Source organism: Caballeronia sp. 11_S32 (assembly GCF_056930355.1).
The window spans coordinates 2293236-2312457 of sequence record NZ_JBXOWH010000003.1; the positions used below are offsets into that span (position 1 = coordinate 2293236).

Genomic DNA, 19222 nt, shown 5'->3' on the forward strand with positions numbered 1-19222 from the left:
GCTGTAAGGCACGGGGCCATCACGCCGCCCTTTGGTCGATGGATCGACCAAAGGGCGGCGGGGACGCTTTTGATCTGTGAATCGCGCGCGGCGTTACGCGCGCCTCGCGCGATGCTCGACCCAGTCGCCGCTCTCGATGCGCGGCAAACCGTCGACGGCCGCCGCCGCGACCGGATAAATCAGGCAATCGATCCGATCCCTTCTCCCCTCGACATCCACCTCGACGTGCAGGCGATGCGAGCGGAATAACCCTTCCACGCCTGGATAAACCTCTTCGATTTCATCGAGAACCGGCACGAGCGCGTCATCGATCTGATAGACGTCGCCGCGAATCGGCGCACCCTCGTCGTCGATCACGAGGCCCGGATACTTGCCGAAGTCGAAGAGCCGCCCCTGGACATGCGCCGCGCCGATCCATACCGGCGTCGCGATGGCATGGCGCGTGGCCGCGCGGTTGATATCGTTGACCTCGCCCGCGCGCAGCGTGCCGTAGACAAAAACGTATTGCATCGAAGAAAGCGCTCCTGTTGTCATCGGGGTGATGAACGGCATTATGCGCTGCGCAAAAATCGCGATGTCCGGGCGCACGCTTTCGGCTACCATCGGCGCGTGGCTGCCGGTGCGGACCGGACGCCGCGGCACATCAACCCGAGCGAACATGGCTACGTTTGTCGAATCGAGATCGCCGAATGAGGAAGTCGAGCATCTCGACATTCCCGTGGAGCATTCGCCGACGCTCGATCATCCGATTCGCGTGCGCTCGCGCCCGGTTCCCTACGGCGTGCGGATCGCGCTGCACACCCATCCGTGGGCGCAGGTCGCCTACACGTCGCGTGGCGTGCTGCGCGTCGCGACCGCCGATTCCACCTGGATGGTGCCGCCCTCGCGGGCGATCTGGGTGCCGCCCAATGTCACGCATGAAGTCGTGATTGTCGAGGACGCATACCTGCGCACGCTGTATGTGGATGCGAGCGTCGTGCCGGCCGGTCTGGACGCGTGCCGGGTGGTCGAGGTGTCGCCGCTGCTGCGGGAAGTCATCGCCGCGCTCGACGAAGAATCCATTTCCCGCCAGCGCGAACGGCTGCTCGGCACGCTCGCGCTCGATGAGATCATCCGCTCGCAGCCCCTGCCGCTCTCCGTGCCGATGCCCAACGAAAAGCGCCTGCGCGCCCTGTGCAACGCCGTGCTCGCGGATCCGTCCCATTCGGATCTGGAACGCTGGTCATCGGAAGCAGGCGCCAGCACGCGCACCATCGCGCGGCTCTTCAGGCGCGAGCTCGGCGTGAGCTTCTCGCAATGGCGCCAGCAGGCCGTGCTCGCGCGGGCGATTCCCCTGCTGAGCCAGGGCCGGCCGCTCGCGCAAGTCGCGCGCGAACTCGGATATCAAAGCCAGAGCGCCTTTTCCGCTATGTTCCGCCGCGCGTTCGGCGAAAGCCCGCGCGCTTTCTTCGCGCGCGATGGCGGCGACAACCGCGACTCACGCGATGCCGACGGCGTCTAGGCCATATTGCCTCTAGACCCGCCGAACCATGTGGCGGATGGCGCCGAGCTGCGCGAGCCGCGGTCCGGCGGGCCGATAGCCGAGGCGCACGTAGAGGCGTGCCGCGGGATTATCGACGAACACGCGCAACTGGCATTCGGCAAGCCCGCGCGCCCTCGCCCATCGATGCGCGGTGTTGAGCAGGAACGTGCCCGCGCCGCGCCCGCGATAGCCCGGCGCGATCTGCACATCGCGGATATGCAGCGAGTTGTCTTCCTCGGTGACACGCATCACGCCAATCGGCATGCCGTCCGCCTGAAGGATGAAGTTTTCGGATTCGCGCCAACTGGAGAGAAAAAGATCGCCGCGCCAGACGAGATTGTGACGCCGGTAATAGCCGACCATGTTGTCGTGCGTGAGCGCTTCGGCGAAGGCGAAGTCCGCCATGGTCGCTTGGCGCAGTTGGTAGAGCGAGAGATCTTCGGTCGGGTCGAGCATCGCACGGGTGCTGGGCACGAGAACAAGTGCCTAAACACTATGACAGTGCGCGCGGGCTGGCAATGGTCAATATTACGAGAGACCAGAAATAGAACGTGTACAGAACGTGTACGAAAAGGAATTGCCCGATGAACGGCAACGGCGGAAAAATGCAGGCAAAAAAAATCCAGCCCTGAGGCTGGATTTTTTCACACAACGATTTGGCGGAGCGGACGGGACTCGAACCCGCGACCCCCGGCGTGACAGGCCGGTATTCTAACCAACTGAACTACCGCTCCACTTCTTTTCATCGATTCGCGGTGTCGTCCGCGAATCTTGCAGCGCTTTTACTAGCAGCCGCCGATGTTCTGGCGTCCCCTAGGGGATTCGAACCCCTGTACTCACCGTGAAAGGGTGATGTCCTAGGCCTCTAGACGAAGGGGACTTCAACTTCTACACAGCCTGCGGCGAAAAAAAACCGGCTCTCATTAGCCGGAGTGTTCCTGCTCGCAAGCGTTGGCGGAGCGGACGGGGCTCGAACCCGCGACCCCCGGCGTGACAGGCCGGTATTCTAACCAACTGAACTACCGCTCCACTTCTTTTCATCGATTCGCGGTGTCACCCACGAATCTCGCAGCGCTTTTACTAGCAGCCGCCGATGTTCTGGCGTCCCCTAGGGGATTCGAACCCCTGTACTCACCGTGAAAGGGTGATGTCCTAGGCCTCTAGACGAAGGGGACAGAAACTTGTGATTCTGTCTTTACTACTGCTTCGCTCATCAGCTTATTTACTTGCCACCGATCAGCGAAGACCGAAATTCTATACGACTTTGTGCCGCTTGTGAAGTATTTTTTGCGACTTCCGATAATTCGGAGAACAAGCTTCGCACTACTCCAACTGTTCTTTGGTGGAGGTAAGCGGGATCGAACCGCTGACCTCTTGCATGCCATGCAAGCGCTCTCCCAGCTGAGCTATACCCCCTTGCAGAACAGAAACGAGATTGTATAGGGCGTTTTTGAAGTTGTAAATACCATCTGACGACTGAAGCGAAATTTTTTTGCCTCGCTTCGCGCGATCACGCGCAAAGGATGACGCGCCGCCGTGCAGCCGCCATCCTTCCCCATGCGTTCAGCCCGCCGCCTTCTCCAGGCGACGCAGCACCGCATCGCGGCCGAAGAGCATCAGCACCGCGTCGATCGACGGCGTATGCGTCGTGCCCGCGACCAGCAGGCGCACCGGCATCGCGAGTTGCGGCATCTTGAGCTTGTGCGCCGCGAGCGTGGCCTTGAGCGCCGCCGCGATCGCTTCCTTGGTCCAGTCGACGTTCGCGAGCGCCGCACGCAAGTCCGCGATGGCCGGACGCACGGCATCGGTGACGTGCTGCGCGAACGCTTCCGGATCGATCGCGGGCTCGCGATAGAACATCGCGGCGTTATCGGCGATCTCCTTCACCGTCGATGCGCGATCCTTCAGAAGCCCGATGACCTGATCGAGCGGCGCGCCGCCACCGACCGCCGCGGCTTCGACGCCCGCCTGCAGCAGGAACGGCTGCGTCAGCTCCGCGAGCCGGACGTTATCCGCTTCCTTGATGTAATGCGCGTTCAGCCAGTTGAGCTTGTCATGGTCGTACTGCGCGGGCGACTTGCCGAGATGCTCGAGATCGAACCATTCGACGAACTGCTCGCGCGAGAAGATCTCCGCATCGCCATGCGACCAGCCGAGACGCGCGAGATAGTTGACCACGGCTTCGGGCAGGTAGCCGTTGTCGCGATAGCCCGTCACGCTCATCGCGCCGTGACGCTTGCTCATCTTCTCGCCCTGCTCGTTCAGCACGGTCGGCAGATGCGCGTACACCGGCACTTCGCCGCCCAGCGCGCGCAGGATGTTGATCTGACGCGGCGTGTTGTTCACGTGGTCGTCGCCGCGAATGACGTGCGTGATCTTCATGTCGAGATCGTCGACGACCACGCAGAAGTTATAGGTCGGCGTGCCGTCCGGACGCGCGATCACGAGATCGTCGAGTTCCTCGTTCGAAATTTCGATGCGGCCTTTCACGGCGTCGTCCCAGGCGACCGCGCCCGAGAGCGGATTGCGAAAGCGCACGACCGGCTTCACGCCTTCCGGAATCGGCGGCAGCACCTTGCCGGGCTCGGGGCGCCACGTGCCGTCGTAGCGCGGCTTTTCGCCGGCGGCGCGCTGACGCTCGCGCAGCGCGTCGAGTTCTTCCGTCGACATGTAGCAGTCGTACGCGAGGCCCTTCTCCATCATCTGCGCGACGACCTCGCGATAGCGGTCCATCCGCTGCATCTGATAGAACGGGCCTTCGTCGAAGTCGAGGCCGAGCCACGCCATGCCTTCGAGAATCGCATCGACCGATGCATCGGTGGAGCGCTCGAGATCGGTGTCCTCGATGCGCAACACGAAGGTGCCCTTCATCTTGCGCGCGAACGCCCACGGATAGAGCGCGGAGCGAATGTTGCCGAGATGGATGAAGCCGGTCGGGCTCGGTGCGAAGCGTGTACGGACTTGGGTGGTCATTGCATTTACTCGATGGATGGCGGCGCGCGATTTCGCGCTCGAAGACCGCTCAAAATGAGACGAAATTATACTCGCCGGCCGCTTTGTGCCGTTCCGCGAACCTTTTGTTTTATGATGTGCGCGCTTTTCACGTATCTCCCGACATGCCCGCACGGACGGGCCGCACGGGGCCCGCTGCATCGCCGGAGCACACCTTGAATTCATCGTCACCTCGTCTTTCGCGCCGCGCGTTTTCGCTCGCGGCCGCATCGTCCATTCTTGCCGCCTGCACCAGCACGAGCGGCGGCGCGTCGGGCGAGACCGCATCCGCGCCCGCCGCCCCGCCGCTGAAGACGGAACCGCAACGGCCAATACGCATTGGCCTCGCGCTCGGCGGCGGCGCGGCGCGCGGCTTCGCGCACATCGGCGTGATCAAGGCGCTGGAGGCGCGCAACGTGCGCGTCGATCTCGTCGCGGGCACGAGCGCGGGCTCGGTGATCGCGGCGCTGTACGCGTCAGGCATGAACGGCATCGCGATCAACAAGCTCGCGCTGACGATGGACGAGGCATCCATCAGCGACTGGGCGATGCCCTTTCGCACGCGCGGCATCCTGCAAGGCGTCGCGCTGCAGAACTACCTGAACAAGACGCTCGACAATCGCCCGATCGAGAAAATGGCGAAGCCGCTCGGCATCGTCGCCACGGATCTCAGGAGCGGCCAGCCGATCCTCTTTCAGCGCGGCAACACCGGCGTGGCGGTGCGCGCGTCGTGCAGCGTGCCGTCGATATTCGAGCCGGTGAAAATCGGCGATCGCGAGTATGTCGACGGCGGGCTCGTGAGTCCGGTGCCCGCGGCGTTCGCGCACAAGATGGGCGCCGACTTCGTGATCGCGGTCGATATTTCGGCGCGGCCGGAAAGCGGCCTCACGTCGAGCTCGTTCGACGTGCTGATGCAGACCTTCACGATCATGGGCCAGACGATCAAGGCCTACGAGCTCGACAAATACGCGAACGCGGTGATCCGCCCGAATCTCGCCGCGATGAGCAGCAGCGATTTCAGCCAGCGCAACGCGTCGATCCTCGCCGGCGAGGAAGCGGTCGCGAAGATGTGGCCCACGCTGCAGCGTCAACTGGCGGAACGCGGCGTGCGGGTCTGAGTTTTTGGTGCCTGGAATGCGACGAGGCCACGCAATATTGCGTGGCCTCGTTTTTTTGACGTCGCGCTTAACGCTGCGACTTCACCTTGTCCGCGGTCACGTCGGCGGGCTGGCCGCCCCACGTCGCGCGCAGATAGTTCGCGAGTTGCGCGAGCTGTTCGTCGCTATAGGTGCCCGCGAAGCCGGGCATGGCCTGCATGCTTTCCACACCGGTGAACGGCTGCGCCTCGATGCCGTCCAGCATCGACGCGATCAGGTTGCGCGGATCGGCCTGGCGCAAGGTCGAGTTGCCGTGCATCGCCACCGCGACGTGCGGCTTGCCCTGACCATCGAAACCATGACAGCCCGCGCATGAATCGAGATAGAGGCCGCGGCCCGCCGCGAGTTGCGCCGCATCGTCGGCCTTGACCGCTGCGAGCGGCGCAGGCGCGGGCGGCGCATCGCCGAGCAGGTAGACCGCGAGCGCGCGCAGATCGTCGGGGTCCAGATGCTGCGTGCTCAGGTACACCACGGGATGCATCTCCCCGAACGCCGAGCCCTGCTTCGCCATGCCCGTCGCGAAGAACGCCTGCAGATCGGCGCCCGTCCAGCCGCGCGCGGCGAGCGCGGCTGGCGTGATGTCAGGCGCGCCGATGCGCCCAAGCTCGCCGCCCTGCAGCGTCTTCGCGTCCTGCATCTGGCCGAACGCGCCGCGCGGCGTGTGGCACTCCGCGCAATGGCCGAGCGCGTTGGCGAGATAACGCCCGCGCGTCCAGTCCGCCGACTCCCCCGACGATACATCGGGCAGCGCGTCCTTCAGGAACAGCAGGTCCCAGAAACGCACGGCGAAGCGCGCGTTGTACGGGAACTTGAGATCGGCTGCGATGTTCGGCACGGCGGCCGGCTTCACCGTCATCAGGTAGGCGTAGATCGCGTCGGTGTCCTCGCGCGACATCTGCCGATACGACGTGTAGGGCATCGCCGGATAGAGCTTGTGCTCGGGCGTCACGCCATCATGCAGCGCGCGATAGAAGTCCGCGGCGTTCCATGTACCGATGCCGTGCTTCCGATCAGGCGTGATGTTGGTGCCATAGAACGTGCCGAATTGCGATTCGAGCTTCACGCCGCCCGCGAACGGGGCGCCGTGGGGCGCGGTATGGCATGCGGCGCAATCGGCGGCATGCGCGAGATAGCGGCCGCGCTCGATCTGCTCGGGCGAGCGCTTCGGCGGCGTCGCGGCGTCGTTCTGCTGGCCACAGCCGGCGAGCGCGAAGGAAGCGGCCAGCAACGGAACCGCGAGGCGCGTCAGGATCGATCTCATCATGCGGCGTCCTTCACGAGTCCGGGCGTCGACAACACGAGATCCTTCACGGCCTCGTAGTAGCGCACGTAGCCGGTGCAACGGCAGATGTGCTCGTTCAGCGCAGCCATGATCGTCGACTCGATCTGATCCTTCTCGACCGGATTGCGCTTCAGCTTTTCGAGCAGCACGGTCGTCGCGTTGACGAAGCCCGGCGTGCAATAGCCGCACTGGAAGCTGAAATGCTCGAGGAACTTCTGCTGCACCGCCGACATCTCGACGACTTCGCCATGCTCGTTGCGCTTCGCGTGACCTTCCACGGTGCGCACCGTCTTGCCGTCGAAGAAATGCGCGCCGTTGATGCAGCTGCGCACTTCTTCGCTCGTGCCGTCGGCCTGATCGACGATCACGACGCACGCATGGCAGATGCCCTGCCCGCAGCCGAAACGCGAGCCGGTGAGCCCGAGATATTCGTGCAGAAAATCGATCATCGGCAGACCGGCCGGCACCTGCATCGGGCCGACCTTGTTGCCGTTGATGGTCATCGAGAGCGCGCGTGTCTCGACGCCCGCAGCGGATTGGATGGCCGTCATGCGAGCACCTCCTGAATGTTTTGCGGCGTCACCGGCAGATCGGTGAAGCGATGTCCGATCGCATGCGCGATCGCGTTGACGATGGCTCCGGCCACCGGAATCATCACCACTTCGGCGATGCCCTTCGGCGGATCGGTTTCGGTGAGCGGCGGCAGGATTTCGCTCGTCTGCTTCCACACGGCGACGTCGCCCGCGAGCGGCAGGTGATAGCGGTTGAAGTTCCACGTTCCGTTGCCCGGGCCGTCCTCGTAGAGCGGCAGATACTCGTGCAGCGCGTGGCCGATGCCCATCGCGATGCCGCCCTGCACCTGACCCGAAACGAGCGCCGGCGCAAGCTGATTGCCGCATTCGAGGATCGAGTGATGCGAGAGCAGGTCGACCTTGCCGCTCGCTTCGTCGATCGCCAGTTCGACGAGCGTGCCCATCGCGCTGTAGTAAGTGACCGTCGCGTTGTTGCGGCTCACCGGCGGAATGAACACTTTCTTGCGATTGAGCACGGTGTAACCGTTGGGCGTGAGCTTGCCGTCCTTGCCTTCGCCGTGACGCAGCGAAAGACCGTCGATAGGCAGGCGCTCGGCATTGCCGGCCATGTCGAAGAGCGCCTCGCTCCATTGCCAGCGATTGAACGTGTGCACCGTCGCGCCGGTGACGAGCCCGAGTTCGTGCGCCTTTTTCGCGAGCTGCTCGAACGGCAGCGCCTCCAGGCCATCGGCGGAAAGCTTGCCGTCGACCCAGCGCGCATCCTCGATGCGCACGATGAACGACGCCGCCTGACCGCCGCCGATACCCTGTCCCCAGATCGCCATCGCGGCGGGCCACAGACCCTGGCGGAACACGACGCGCGCCGCTTCACGCGTGGCGTGCGTGTAGTAATAAGCCGAATTGGTCGCGCTCGCGGGCGAGGCGAAGGTCGGCGACCAGCGCGGATTCGCGCTCAGCCGATCCTGCTCGGCCTGCGACATGATGTACGGATCGCCGCTCGACACGACCGGCAGATCGGACCAGTCGGTGATCGACATATGCACGTCGACGGCCGGCTTGCCCAGCCATTTCGCGACCGCGAGCGCCTGCGCCGTCGACGAGCCCGTGCCGATCTCGGTCCCCGAGTGCGACAGCGAAATGCGTCCGTCGGCGGTGAACTCGACCTTGGCGAACGCGCTTTCGGCGCCCGTGCCGAAATCCTTCTGCACGCACGAAAATCCAATGCCGTAACGCTTGCCGGGATGCGCTGCCTCGTAGTCCGTCTTGCGCTTCGAGCGGTCCTTCCACAGCGGATGCGCCTGCGCCTTCTTCAGTACTTCCTCGGCGCGCATCATGCCCGCGGGAATCGCGCCCTGCGTGTTCTTCATGCCGGTGCGGAACACGTTCTTCAGGCGCAGCTCGATCGGATCGACGCCGAGCTGCTCGGCGATGTCGTCCATCATCATCTCGGTCGCGGCCATGCTTTGCAGCGTGCCGTAGCCGCGCGCCGAGCCCGCGTCGACGGCGCGCGAGGCGCTCGCCGTCGCGGCGAGATCGCTTTGCGGGATGTAATAGATCGACTGCGCGGCGGTGGCGCCAACCATCGCGACCGAAGGCGAGAAGTTGCAGCGTCCGCCGCCATTCGCCTCGAACTCGCCCTTGAGCGCCTGAATCAGGCCGGTCTTTTTATCTACCGCCATGCGATAGCGCATGTCGAACGCGTGACGCTTCAGCGAGCTTTGAAACTGCTCGAAACGGTCGTTGGCGAGACGCACCGGACGGCCGTCGCCGTACATCGCCGCGACGAGGCCGTAGAACGGCATGTTGTAGTGGTCCTTCGAACCGTAGCCGACCGTGTAGCACGGATGCAGAAACAGGCTCTTCACCGGGAAATCCGACTTCGACGCCATGTCGATGGCGCTCTGCGCCACTTCCGTCGGCCCTTGCGTCGGAATGACCATGTGCAGTGATTGCGTCGCGGCGTCATACCAGCAATTCGCGTTGTCCGGCTCGAGCGCGGCCGTATCGACCGATTGCGTGCGATACCGGCGATCGACGACCAGCCAGTCCGCCGGCGGCTGATCGAGCGCGTGCGCGATCTGCTGCGCGTGGAACGCGCCCTGCCCGTCGAGCTTGCCGTGCTCGTCGGCATCGGCCCAGACGGGCGCGCGCTTCTTCATCATGTGCGGGAAGAGCGGCGTGTCCTTCAGGCTCGAGAACGTGTCGTCGTCATAGGGCGTCTTGCCGCCGACGCGCACGAAGCGAAACGCCGCCCACGGATCGCGCTCGAGCGGGCCGGTCACCGCGCCGTAGCGGATCACTTCGTCGCGGAACTGGAGCTTGTCCTTCGCGAAGCGAAAGCGCGCGAAGTCGTGATAGATCAGCATCGCGACCGCCTGCCCGAGATAGGCGGGGGTCTTGCCCGTGGGCAGGAGCATGTCGTCGCCATAGAACGCCGGGAACGCGAGCTTGTCGCGCGCGAGATCGTCCGCCGTGACGATGCGATCCGGCGCGAGTCCGGCCGCATCGAGCACCGACAGGTCGATGCCCTCGTAGACGCGGTCCGCGAGCGTCGTGCGCAGCATCAAAGCATGCGACTGCGCCCCGGGCCAGTGCGGCATGTCGGATGCGCGGATGTCGCGCGCGAACACCTTCGCGCCCGTCACCTTGGCAATGCCGTCGATGCGGAATTTCGCTTCGCCGTTTTTCGCGTCCCATTGGACGGGCGTCAGAATCTTTTCTTCGAACAGCGCGGCGAATGCACGGCTGCCGAGCGGCGCGACGAATATCGACACGCCCGCGAGCGCGCCCGCCTTCAGAAAACCGCGCCGGGACAGGCCGAGCCTTCCCATGTACATCTCCTTCAAGTGATCGCCAACGAGTCGTCCAGAGCGGGACCAGCGCCCGCCACCGGGGTGCGGCAAGTGAAAATTTGTATGCAATGCGAAGCATGGTCACGCAGGCGATTCATCTGCGAACGCGTGACTCAGGTGGTCGGCGTTGATTGCCGACGCGCAGCGGGCGCGATTTTAAGTCGCGGGGGAAGGCCCAACAACGCCGGCGACGTCAAGTTCTGTCAAAGATGGACGGCGTCGCGGGGGGCGAAATCGATGGACGAAAACAAAAACGGCGGCTCGCGATGAGCCGCCGTTTCCGGGAAATGCAGGCGTGACCGGATCAGTAATCCGCGTCCTCGATCCACGCTGCCTGGATCGCCTCGAGAATCTTCTCGTTGGATTTTTGCGGATCGTCGTCGAAGCCGTCGAGTTCCATTACCCAGCGATGCAGGTCAGTGAAGCGCACATATTGGGGATCGATATCCTGATGCGCGTCGGTGAGTGCCATCGCGATGTCCTGAGTATCTGTCCACTTCATGGGCGAGCCTCCTGTCAGTGATTTTCTTTGGCGTGGTTGATGGAGTACCGGGGGATCTCGACCACCAGATCCTCGTCGGCAGGCACCATTGCCTGACATGATAACCGCGATGTCGGTTCGAGACCCCACGCTTTATCGAGCAGATCGTCCTCGTCCTCCTCGGACGGTTCGAGCGAGTTGAAGCCCTCCCGGATGATGACGTGGCAGGTCGTGCACGCACACGATTTCTCGCAGGCGTGCTCGATCTCGATGCCGTGTTCCAACAGATTGTCGCAAATGCTCTTGCCGGTGTCGGCGTCGATCACCGCGCCGTCCGGGCAGAGTTCCACGTGAGGCAGCACAACGATTTGAGGCATGAGGCTGGTCTTCCGTAAATGCTTGATTGTTCGATGAATCAGACGTCGTCGAGCTTGCGGCCCGCGAGCGCGCGGCGAATGCTCTTGTTCATGCGGCGCGCGGCGAATTCGTCGGTGCCCACGGCGAGCGCCTTGGTGGCGTCTTCGATCTGTTCGACCGAATCGCCGTTCGCGAGCGCCGCCACTTCCGCCACGAGCGCCTGGATTTGCGCGCGCTCTTCGTCGTCGAGCAGTTCGCCGTCGGCTTCGAGCGCGGCGTGCGTCGCTTCGATGAGGCGCTCGGCCTCGACCTGCGCCTCGCGCAATGCACGCGCCCGCATGTCGACATCCGCGGTCCTGAAGCTCTCTTCGAGCATGCGCGCGACTTCGTCATCGGCGAGACCGTACGACGGCTTCACCACCACCGACGCCTCCACGCCCGACGTCTGCTCGCGTGCGAACACGGAAAGCAGCCCGTCCGCATCGACCTGATAGGTCACACGAATGCGCGCCGCGCCCGCGGCCATCGGCGGAATGCCGCGCAGCTCGAATCGCGCGAGCGAACGGCAGTCCGACACGAGTTCGCGCTCGCCCTGGACGACGTGGATCGCCATCGCCGTCTGGCCATCCTTGAAGGTCGTGAAATCCTGAGCGCGCGCGGTCGGGATCGTCGAATTGCGCGGGATGATTTTTTCGGTGAGGCCACCCATCGTCTCGACGCCGAGCGACAGCGGAATCACGTCGAGCAGCAGCCAGTCGTCGCCTTCGCCGCGACGGTTGCCGGCAAGCAGATCGGCCTGGATCGCGGCGCCGAGCGCGACGACCTGATCCGGATCGAGATTGACGAGCGGCGGCTGGCCGAAGAACGCCTCCACCGCGCGGCGGATCACCGGCATGCGCGTCGCGCCGCCAACCAGCACGACGCCCTTGATGTCCTTCGGCGCCACTTTTGCATCGCGCAGCGCCTTTTTCGTCGGCGTGAGCGTGCGCGCGACGAGCGCCTGCGTGAGCTCGGCGAACTGCGCTTCGGTCACGGCGATGTCGATTTCGCCGCCCGTCGACAACGTCGCCTGAACGCGCGTCTCGGGCGCGGACGAAAGCGCTTCCTTCGCCGTGCGCACGCGATCGAGCATCAGGCGCACGTCTTCCGGCGTATCGAGCGTGACGCCCGCCTGCGCCAGCACGTGACGATACAGCGCGTGATCGAAATCGTCGCCGCCGAGCGCGGAATCGCCGCCCGCCGCGAGCACTTCGAAGACGCCTTTCGTGAGCTTCAGGATGGACAGGTCGAAGGTGCCGCCGCCCAGGTCATAGACGGCGAACAAGCCTTCGGCGCCGTTATCGAGACCGTAGGCGATCGCGGCCGCCGTCGGTTCGTTCAGAAGCCGCAGCACGTTCAGGCCGGCGAGCTTCGCCGCGTCCTTGGTCGCCTGACGCTGGGCTTCGTCGAAATATGCGGGCACCGTGATCACCGCGCCGACGAGGTCCTCGCCGAGCGTGTCTTCCGCGCGATAGCGCAGCGTCGCGAGAATTTCCGCCGACACTTCGACCGGGCTCTTCACGCCGTCGATGGTGCGGATCTGCACCATGCCCGGGGCATCGATGAAGTCGTACGGCGCGTTCTCCGCGCCCTCCACTTCACTCTTGCCGCGGCCCATGAAGCGCTTGACCGAGACGATCGTGTTGCGCGGATCGGTGACGGCCTCTTCCTTCGCAGTGCGGCCGATGCGCCGTCCGCCCTTCTCCAGATAGCGCACGACCGACGGCAGCAGCACGTGGCCGTCCTCGTCGGGCAGCGCTTCGGGCACGCTGCTGCGCACGGCCGCGACGAGCGAGTTCGTCGTGCCGAGATCGATGCCGACCGCCACGCGCCTTTGATGCGGCGCCGGCGCCATGCCGGGTTCTGAGATTTGCAGTAATGCCATCGTTGATCTTGTGGGGTTGTGTGCGGCGAGCTCGTCTTTATGCGTGCTCTAGCCGTTCGATTTGCGCGCCGATCTCATGCGCCACGCGCTCGATGAACATCAACTGGCGCACCGCCTCGCTCGCGGCCTGATCCGACCCGCTGTCGAGCAGCGCCTCCAGTTTCGTAAAGCGCACGCGCTCTTCCTCGCGCAGATCGTCGAGCAATGCTTCCAGCGCGCCGATATTCTTCGCGCCCGCGGCATCCTCGATATTTTCGCGCCATTCCATCTGCTGCATCAGAAAAGCCGGCTCCATCGCGGTGTTGTTCTCCGCGCCGACGTCGACGCCGCGCTGCGACAGCATGTAGCGCGCGCGCTTCAGAGGATCGCGCAGCGTCTGATACGCCTCGTTGGCGTGCGTCGCCCATTGCATCGCGAGACGGCGTTGCGCGTCGCCGGCGGCGGCGAAGCGGTCGGGATGCACTTGCGCCTGCACGGTGCGATAGGCGTCGTCGAGCTTCTGCTGATCGACGGCGAAGGTCTGCGGCAGATCGAAGAGAGCGAAGTGACTGTCGGTAAGCGAGGCCATGACGATGGTGTGGTTTCAGGTTGCGCGAATGAAAAAGGCGGCACGCGCCGCCTCTTTTGCCGATGCTGCCGGCGCCACGCGTCTCAGACGCGGAACGATTCGCCGCAGCCGCACTCGTCCTTCGCGTTCGGGTTGTTGAACTTGAAGCCTTCGTTCAGGCCCTCGCGCGCGAAGTCCAGTTCGGTGCCGTCGAGATACGGAAGACTTTTCGGATCGATCACGATCTTCACGCCCGCCGACTCGAACACGGTGTCTTCCGGCGCGAGCTCGTCGACATATTCGAGCTTGTACGCCAGGCCCGAACAGCCCGTCGTGCGCACGCCCAGCCGCAGGCCGACGCCCTTGCCGCGCCGCGTCAGATACTTCTGCACATGTTGTGCCGCCTTATCCGTCAACGTGATTGCCATAGTCTTCGCTTCTCTTTTCAAGGCGCCACGCACACGCATGGCGCCCGCTTTCGTCACTTACGCCGCGTGCTGCTTCGATTCCGATGCCTGCGCTTCCGGCGCCGCGACGCCGTGGCGCTGCTTGTAATCCGCGACCGCCGCCTTGATGGCGTCTTCCGCGAGAATCGAGCAGTGGATCTTCACCGGCGGCAGCGCCAGTTCCTCTGCGATCTGCGTGTTCTTGATCGTGAGCGCCTGATCCAGCGTCTTGCCCTTCACCCACTCGGTGACGAGCGAGCTCGATGCAATCGCCGAGCCGCAGCCGTAAGTCTTGAACTTCGCGTCCTCGATCACGCCATCCGCGCCGACGCGAATCTGCAGCTTCATGACGTCGCCGCATGCGGGCGCGCCGACCATGCCGGTGCCGACCGTGTCGTCGTCCTTCGAGAAGGAGCCGACGTTGCGCGGGTTTTCGTAGTGGTCCAGAACCTTGTCGCTATAAGCCATGATTCAAACTCTCCTAATATTCGGTGTCGCGTGTCGCTCAGTGTGCCCGCTCAGTGCGCGGCCCACTGGATGGTCGAGATGTCGATGCCGTCCTTGTGCATTTCCCAGAGCGGCGACAGATCGCGCAGCTTCGCGATCTTGTTCTTCAGCAGGTTGATCACGTAGTCGACGTCCTGCTCGGTGGTGAAGCGGCCGACCGTGAAGCGGATCGAGCTGTGCGCGAGTTCGTCGTTGCGGCCGAGCGCGCGCAGCACATAAGAAGGCTCCAGCGACGCCGACGTGCACGCCGAACCCGACGACACCGCGACATCCTTCACCGCCATGATCAGCGACTCGCCTTCGACGAAGTTGAAGCTGATATTGAGGTTGTGCGGCACGCGGCGTTCCATGTCGCCGTTGACGTACACCTCTTCGATGTCCTGCAGGCCCTTGAGCAGACGATCGCGCAGCATGCGGATGCGCTCGTTCTCGGTCGCCATTTCCTCACGCGCGATACGGAACGCCTCGCCCATGCCGACGATCTGATGCGTCGCGAGCGTGCCCGAGCGCATGCCGCGCTCGTGACCGCCGCCGTGCATCTGCGCTTCGATGCGCACGCGCGGCTTGCGTCGCACATACAGCGCGCCGATGCCCTTCGGGCCATACGTCTTGTGCGCCGAGAACGACATCAGGTCGACCTTCAGCTTTTGCAGGTCGATTTCGATCTTGCCGGTGGCCTGCGCCGCGTCGACGTGGAAAATGATGCCCTTCTCGCGCGTGATCTCGCCGATCGCCTCGATGTCCTGGATCACGCCGATTTCATTGTTCACGCTCATCACGGAGACGAGAATCGTGTCCGGGCGGATCGCCGCCTTGAACTTCTCCAGATCGATGAGGCCGTCGTCCTTCACGTCGAGATACGTGACTTCGTAGCCTTCGCGCTCCAGCTCACGCGTGGTGTCGAGCACGGCCTTGTGCTCGGTCTTCACGGTGATGATGTGCTTGCCCTTGCTCTTGTAGAAGTGCGCCGCGCCCTTGATGGCGAGGTTGTCCGACTCCGTCGCACCCGAGGTCCAGATGATCTCGCGCGGATCGCAATTCACCAGCGCAGCGACGTTCTCGCGCGCTTCTTCGACCGCACGCTCTGCATTCCACCCGTACTGATGGCTGCGCGAGGCCGGATTGCCGAACTGCTCGCGAAGATACGGGATCATCTTGTCCACCACGCGCGGATCGACGGGCGTCGTCGCGCTGTAGTCCATGTAAATGGGCAGGTGGGGAATATCGTTGTTCATCAGTCGCTCCGGGAAAATCGGTCAAAGCTCTTGGCTGGGACGCTTCTTGTCTCGCGCGCGCGGCCCTTGCCGGCGCGGCGTTCAGTCATCCGGCCAGGTTGAAAATGGAATTCGGACCCTTGGGCACGACGCGCGCGGCCTCGACGCCTGCCGATTCGGCGCGCCGGTCCCGCAGCACCGCCGACGAGCCTTCGCGTGCGCGCTGCTGGTCGACCAGATCCTTCAACGAGACGGAATCGAGATACTCGACCATCTTCTGGTTGAGCGTCGCCCAGAGCTCGTGCGTCATGCAATGGCCGTCGTGCTGCTTGGTGCCTTCGCACGAACCCTTGCCGCCGCATTGCGTGGCGTCGATCGGCTCGTCGACCGCGATGATGATGTCGGCCACCGTGACGTTCTCCGCCCGGCGCGCGAGGTTGTAGCCGCCGCCCGGGCCACGGACCGATTCGACGATCTCGTGCCGACGCAGCTTGCCGAAGAGCTGTTCGAGGTAGGAAAGCGAGATGCGCTGGCGCTGACTGATGCCTGCCAGCGTCACCGGGCCCTGCTCCTGGCGCAATGCCAGGTCGATCATCGCCGTGACGGCGAAACGGCCTTTCGTGGTGAGTCTCATAATTGGGGGCTAACGCTAATACTCGAGGATTTTCGTCAAGTATAAATAGCCCACAGTTTTAGTCAAGTATCCGGGGCGCGATAAGTAGCTTTTTAATTGATTTTCCCTGCGCGCAGGCAATCAACAGGCGCCACCGGCATTCAGGCCGTCAGTTGGGCGCGCAGGGCTTTCAGCAAGCCCTCGCAGGCGTCCTCACACTGATCGAGCACTCTTTCGAAGCCTTCTTCTCCGCCGAAATAGGGGTCGACCACGACGCGGCTGTCGTCGCGAGTGGCGAATTCCATCAGCAGACGGATCTTGTCGCGGTGCTCGGGCGGGCAGACTGCGTTCAACGCGGTGGCGTTGGCGTCGTCCATCACGATGAACAGGTCGAAGCGCGCGAAATCGTCAGCGGCCACTTGCCGGCCACGCAGGCTCGACAGATCGTAGCCGCGCTTTTTCGCGGCTTTCTGGGCGCGCTCGTCGGGCGCCTCGCCGATATGCCAGTCGCCCGTGCCGGCCGAATCGATGACGATCCGCTCCGCGAGCTTCGCGCGCTCGACGAGGTCGCGCATCACCCCTTCCGCGCTGGGCGAGCGGCAGATATTGCCGAGACAGACGAAGCAGACCGCGATCGAGTTCATCGAGCAAAGGAAAATTCGTTATGCGCGGCGGCTGAACCAAAGCCGCCGGAATGCGTCCCGAATTATACAAAGAGGCACAAGTTCTCGCCTGAACGGTTGGTCACTCGACGCGGTGGATGTCGTGCGTGACGAAGCGGGATTCGCCGTTGGGCATGTCGAGCCAGTCGCGATGCGCAAGGGTGCGGCGCATATCGGCGAGGCCGCTTTCCCAGTGCTCCCGCATCGTCGAGAAGCCGAACTGGTAGTCCTTGTAGTGGCCCTCGTATTCCTTGTGCCGATAAATCAGGTGAATGATGTTGTAGCGCTTGGAGCACGCGAGATCGGCGGCAAGCCGGCACCATTCGTCGTTCTTGCGGATGTCCTCGGGCACGAGATCGAGCACGTGCTGCAAGACATTCCGGTAGCGCTGCGAGCGCTGCATCTGATCGGTGACGAGCCGCGTGCGGCTCGAAAACTGCACGTCCTTCACGCGCCCCATCACGTCGACGATGCTGTCCGGCACCGGCCCTTTCGCGCTCCACAGATCGACCTGGAAGGCGAGCGTGTCGCGGCGCGGCGTCGCCTGCGCGATCTCATAGAGCGGCGTGTTCGACATGAGACCGCCGTCCCAGTAGAACTGCCCGTCGATCTCGACCGCGGCGAAGCCCGGCGGCAGCGCGCCCGACGCGATGAAATGCTCGGCGCGCAGTTTGGTCTTCGTGTTGTCGAAATAGGCGAAATTGCCGGTCGCGACGTTCACCGCGCCGACCGACACGCGCGTCTCGCCGGAATTGATCCGGTCGAAGTCGCACAGGCGCTCCAGCGTGGCCTTGAGCGGCGTCGTGTCGTAATAGCTCGCGGTTTGCGGCGAGCTCGACGCGATCGGCGAAGGCGGCGGAAAGCGCGGAACGAAAAAGCCCTTCTGCCCTTCGACGATCGCGCCGAACGCCTGCATCGCGGTGAACGCCTTGCGGATCTCGTCGGCGGAGTCGAACAGCGCGCGCTCGACGAACGCCGGCAACGGAAACCCGAACGCGGGCTGGCAGATCGTCTCCCAGAATTCCAAGAGACGCGTCACCCGGTGCTCGGGCGCATTGCCCGCGATGATCGCGGTGTTGAGCGCGCCGATGGAAATGCCGGCGATCCAGTTCGGATGAATTCCCGCCTCGTGCAGCCCCTGATAGACGCCCGCCTGATACGCGCCGAGCGCGCCGCCGCCCTGGAGCATGAGCGCGATCGTTTCGTAGGGCGGCAAATGGATGCGCGATTCCTCTTCAGCGGATTCGTCACGCGCGGCCGACTTCCGATTGACCGCGCGCCCCCGTCGTACCACTTCTTCGTTTTCGATTTCCGACATCCCGCGTCTTCTCCGTTATTGCATGAACCAGCCGTGACTCACGACGAACGATTGCCCCGTCAGCGCCGCCGTTTCGAACGCGGACAGGAAAAGCACGGTCTGCGCGACATCCTCAACGGTCGTGAATACGCCGTCCACCGTGCCGCCCAGCATCACCCTCTTCACCACTTCCTCCTCGCTGATCTTCAGCTCCTTCGCCTGCTCGGGAATCTGTTTGTCGACGAGCGGCGTGCGTACGAAGCCCGGACAGACGACATGCGAGCGCACGTTGTGCTTCGCGCCCTCTTTCGCGAGCACGCGCGCGAGGCCGAGCAGGCCGTGTTTCGCCGTGACGTAGGCCGACTTGAGCGGCGATGCCTCGTGCGAATGCACCGACCCCATGTAGATCACGATGCCGCCGCGATCGTCCTTGTACATGTGCTTCAGCGCGGCTTTGGTGGTGAGAAACGCGCCGTCGACGTGGATTGCCATCATCTTTTTCCAGTCGGCGTAGGCGTAGTTTTCGATCGGATTGACGATCTGGATGCCGGCGTTCGACACGAGGATGTCGACCGAGCCGAACTCCGACGCAACGCGGTCGATGCCGCGGTTCACCGCGTCTTCGTCCGTCACGTCCATCGCGACGCCGACGGCCTTGCCGCCCTTGCCGCGAATTTCCTCGGCGACTGCGTCCGCGCCCGCCTGGTTCAGGTCGGCAATGGCGACCGACGCCCCCGCGCCGGCGAGCGTGAACGCGATCGCGCGGCCGATGCCGCTCGCCGCGCCCGTCACGACCGCGGTCTTGCCGTCGAGCTTACCGTTTGATGACATGCGAAC

General features: G+C 64.0%; 19 protein-coding genes and 5 tRNA genes. 2 read left to right on the forward strand and 22 right to left on the reverse strand.

All coding sequences use genetic code 11. The features are described from left to right. Nucleotides 1-93: 93 nt before the first annotated feature. Nucleotides 94-510 carry a gamma-glutamylcyclotransferase family protein gene (locus AC1Z32_RS22330; RefSeq protein WP_483480625.1) on the reverse strand — a complete coding sequence of 139 codons (417 nt, stop codon included), beginning with the start codon at nucleotides 508-510 and terminating at the stop codon, nucleotides 94-96. Nucleotides 511-658: 148 nt separating this feature from the next. Here AC1Z32_RS22330 and AC1Z32_RS22335 point away from each other — a divergent pair, with 148 nt between their 5' ends. Beyond that, nucleotides 659-1501, forward strand: a complete 843-nt coding sequence (locus AC1Z32_RS22335; protein ID WP_483480627.1) for an AraC family transcriptional regulator — start codon at nucleotides 659-661, stop codon at nucleotides 1499-1501. A gap of 12 nt (nucleotides 1502-1513) precedes the next feature. On the opposite strand, the gene AC1Z32_RS22340 is transcribed toward AC1Z32_RS22335, so the two are convergent. The 7 genes from AC1Z32_RS22340 to gltX all read right to left on the reverse strand — a co-directional run bounded on the left by AC1Z32_RS22340 (nucleotide 1514) and on the right by gltX (nucleotide 4495). Next, entirely contained in the window at nucleotides 1514-1996 is a 483-nt protein-coding gene (locus AC1Z32_RS22340) for a GNAT family N-acetyltransferase (RefSeq protein WP_483480629.1), read from the reverse strand. Between the two features lie 183 nt (nucleotides 1997-2179). Next, nucleotides 2180-2256 (reverse strand) — tRNA-Asp (locus tag AC1Z32_RS22345). A 70-nt stretch (nucleotides 2257-2326) separates the two neighbouring features. Further along, nucleotides 2327-2402 (reverse strand) — tRNA-Glu (locus AC1Z32_RS22350). Nucleotides 2403-2474: 72 nt separating this feature from the next. Continuing rightward, nucleotides 2475-2551, reverse strand: a tRNA-Asp gene (locus AC1Z32_RS22355). A 70-nt stretch (nucleotides 2552-2621) separates the two neighbouring features. After that, a tRNA-Glu gene (locus tag AC1Z32_RS22360) sits at nucleotides 2622-2697 on the reverse strand. A gap of 165 nt (nucleotides 2698-2862) precedes the next feature. Further along, nucleotides 2863-2938: transfer RNA gene (locus AC1Z32_RS22365), tRNA-Ala, on the reverse strand. A gap of 147 nt (nucleotides 2939-3085) precedes the next feature. Beyond that, entirely contained in the window at nucleotides 3086-4495 is a 1410-nt protein-coding gene (gltX, locus tag AC1Z32_RS22370; protein WP_483480631.1) for a glutamate--tRNA ligase, read from the reverse strand. A 194-nt stretch (nucleotides 4496-4689) separates the two neighbouring features. Here gltX and AC1Z32_RS22375 point away from each other — a divergent pair, with 194 nt between their 5' ends. Next, a complete protein-coding gene (locus tag AC1Z32_RS22375; protein WP_483480633.1) occupies nucleotides 4690-5631 on the forward strand; it encodes a patatin-like phospholipase family protein in 942 nt (313 codons plus the stop codon). Nucleotides 5632-5698: 67 nt separating this feature from the next. On the opposite strand, the gene AC1Z32_RS22380 is transcribed toward AC1Z32_RS22375, so the two are convergent. From AC1Z32_RS22380 to AC1Z32_RS22445, 14 genes are all read right to left on the reverse strand, one after another. Beyond that, nucleotides 5699-6934, reverse strand: coding sequence for a c-type cytochrome (locus tag AC1Z32_RS22380; RefSeq protein WP_483480635.1), 1236 nt, complete (start codon nucleotides 6932-6934; stop codon nucleotides 5699-5701). Beyond that, nucleotides 6931-7503 (reverse strand): (2Fe-2S)-binding protein, encoded by a 573-nt coding sequence (locus AC1Z32_RS22385; protein ID WP_483480637.1) that lies wholly within the window; start codon nucleotides 7501-7503, stop codon nucleotides 6931-6933. The genes AC1Z32_RS22380 and AC1Z32_RS22385 overlap by 4 nt, the downstream gene beginning before the upstream one ends. Beyond that, nucleotides 7500-10316, reverse strand: a complete 2817-nt coding sequence (locus tag AC1Z32_RS22390; protein WP_483480639.1) for a xanthine dehydrogenase family protein molybdopterin-binding subunit — start codon at nucleotides 10314-10316, stop codon at nucleotides 7500-7502. The genes AC1Z32_RS22385 and AC1Z32_RS22390 overlap by 4 nt, the downstream gene beginning before the upstream one ends. Before the next feature lie 325 nt (nucleotides 10317-10641). Further along, nucleotides 10642-10839, reverse strand: coding sequence for a Fe-S cluster assembly protein IscX (gene iscX / locus AC1Z32_RS22395; RefSeq protein WP_483480641.1), 198 nt, complete (start codon nucleotides 10837-10839; stop codon nucleotides 10642-10644). A gap of 14 nt (nucleotides 10840-10853) precedes the next feature. Next, nucleotides 10854-11195: an ISC system 2Fe-2S type ferredoxin gene (gene fdx / locus AC1Z32_RS22400; RefSeq protein ID WP_483480643.1), complete on the reverse strand. Its 342-nt coding sequence runs from the start codon at nucleotides 11193-11195 to the stop codon at nucleotides 10854-10856. A gap of 38 nt (nucleotides 11196-11233) precedes the next feature. After that, a complete protein-coding gene (hscA, locus tag AC1Z32_RS22405; protein ID WP_483480645.1) occupies nucleotides 11234-13099 on the reverse strand; it encodes a Fe-S protein assembly chaperone HscA in 1866 nt (621 codons plus the stop codon). Nucleotides 13100-13136: 37 nt separating this feature from the next. Next, on the reverse strand, nucleotides 13137-13667 hold the full coding sequence (gene hscB, locus AC1Z32_RS22410) for a Fe-S protein assembly co-chaperone HscB (protein ID WP_483480647.1): 531 nt from the start codon (nucleotides 13665-13667) through the stop codon (nucleotides 13137-13139). A gap of 83 nt (nucleotides 13668-13750) precedes the next feature. Next, nucleotides 13751-14074 (reverse strand): iron-sulfur cluster assembly protein IscA, encoded by a 324-nt coding sequence (gene iscA, locus AC1Z32_RS22415; protein WP_049653932.1) that lies wholly within the window; start codon nucleotides 14072-14074, stop codon nucleotides 13751-13753. A gap of 57 nt (nucleotides 14075-14131) precedes the next feature. Beyond that, the gene (iscU, locus tag AC1Z32_RS22420) at nucleotides 14132-14560 is read right to left on the reverse strand and encodes a Fe-S cluster assembly scaffold IscU (protein ID WP_483480650.1); all 429 of its coding nucleotides are present in this window, start codon (nucleotides 14558-14560) and stop codon (nucleotides 14132-14134) included. A gap of 50 nt (nucleotides 14561-14610) precedes the next feature. Then, nucleotides 14611-15834 (reverse strand): IscS subfamily cysteine desulfurase, encoded by a 1224-nt coding sequence (locus AC1Z32_RS22425; RefSeq protein WP_483480652.1) that lies wholly within the window; start codon nucleotides 15832-15834, stop codon nucleotides 14611-14613. Nucleotides 15835-15919: 85 nt separating this feature from the next. Next, entirely contained in the window at nucleotides 15920-16447 is a 528-nt protein-coding gene (gene iscR / locus AC1Z32_RS22430; protein WP_483480654.1) for a Fe-S cluster assembly transcriptional regulator IscR, read from the reverse strand. Between the two features lie 140 nt (nucleotides 16448-16587). Next, the gene (locus AC1Z32_RS22435) at nucleotides 16588-17070 is read right to left on the reverse strand and encodes a low molecular weight protein-tyrosine-phosphatase (protein WP_483480656.1); all 483 of its coding nucleotides are present in this window, start codon (nucleotides 17068-17070) and stop codon (nucleotides 16588-16590) included. A gap of 100 nt (nucleotides 17071-17170) precedes the next feature. After that, on the reverse strand, nucleotides 17171-18406 hold the full coding sequence (locus AC1Z32_RS22440; RefSeq protein WP_483480658.1) for a patatin-like phospholipase family protein: 1236 nt from the start codon (nucleotides 18404-18406) through the stop codon (nucleotides 17171-17173). Between the two features lie 15 nt (nucleotides 18407-18421). Then, a complete protein-coding gene (locus tag AC1Z32_RS22445) occupies nucleotides 18422-19216 on the reverse strand; it encodes a 3-hydroxybutyrate dehydrogenase (protein WP_483480660.1) in 795 nt (264 codons plus the stop codon). Nucleotides 19217-19222: the final 6 nt, after the last annotated feature.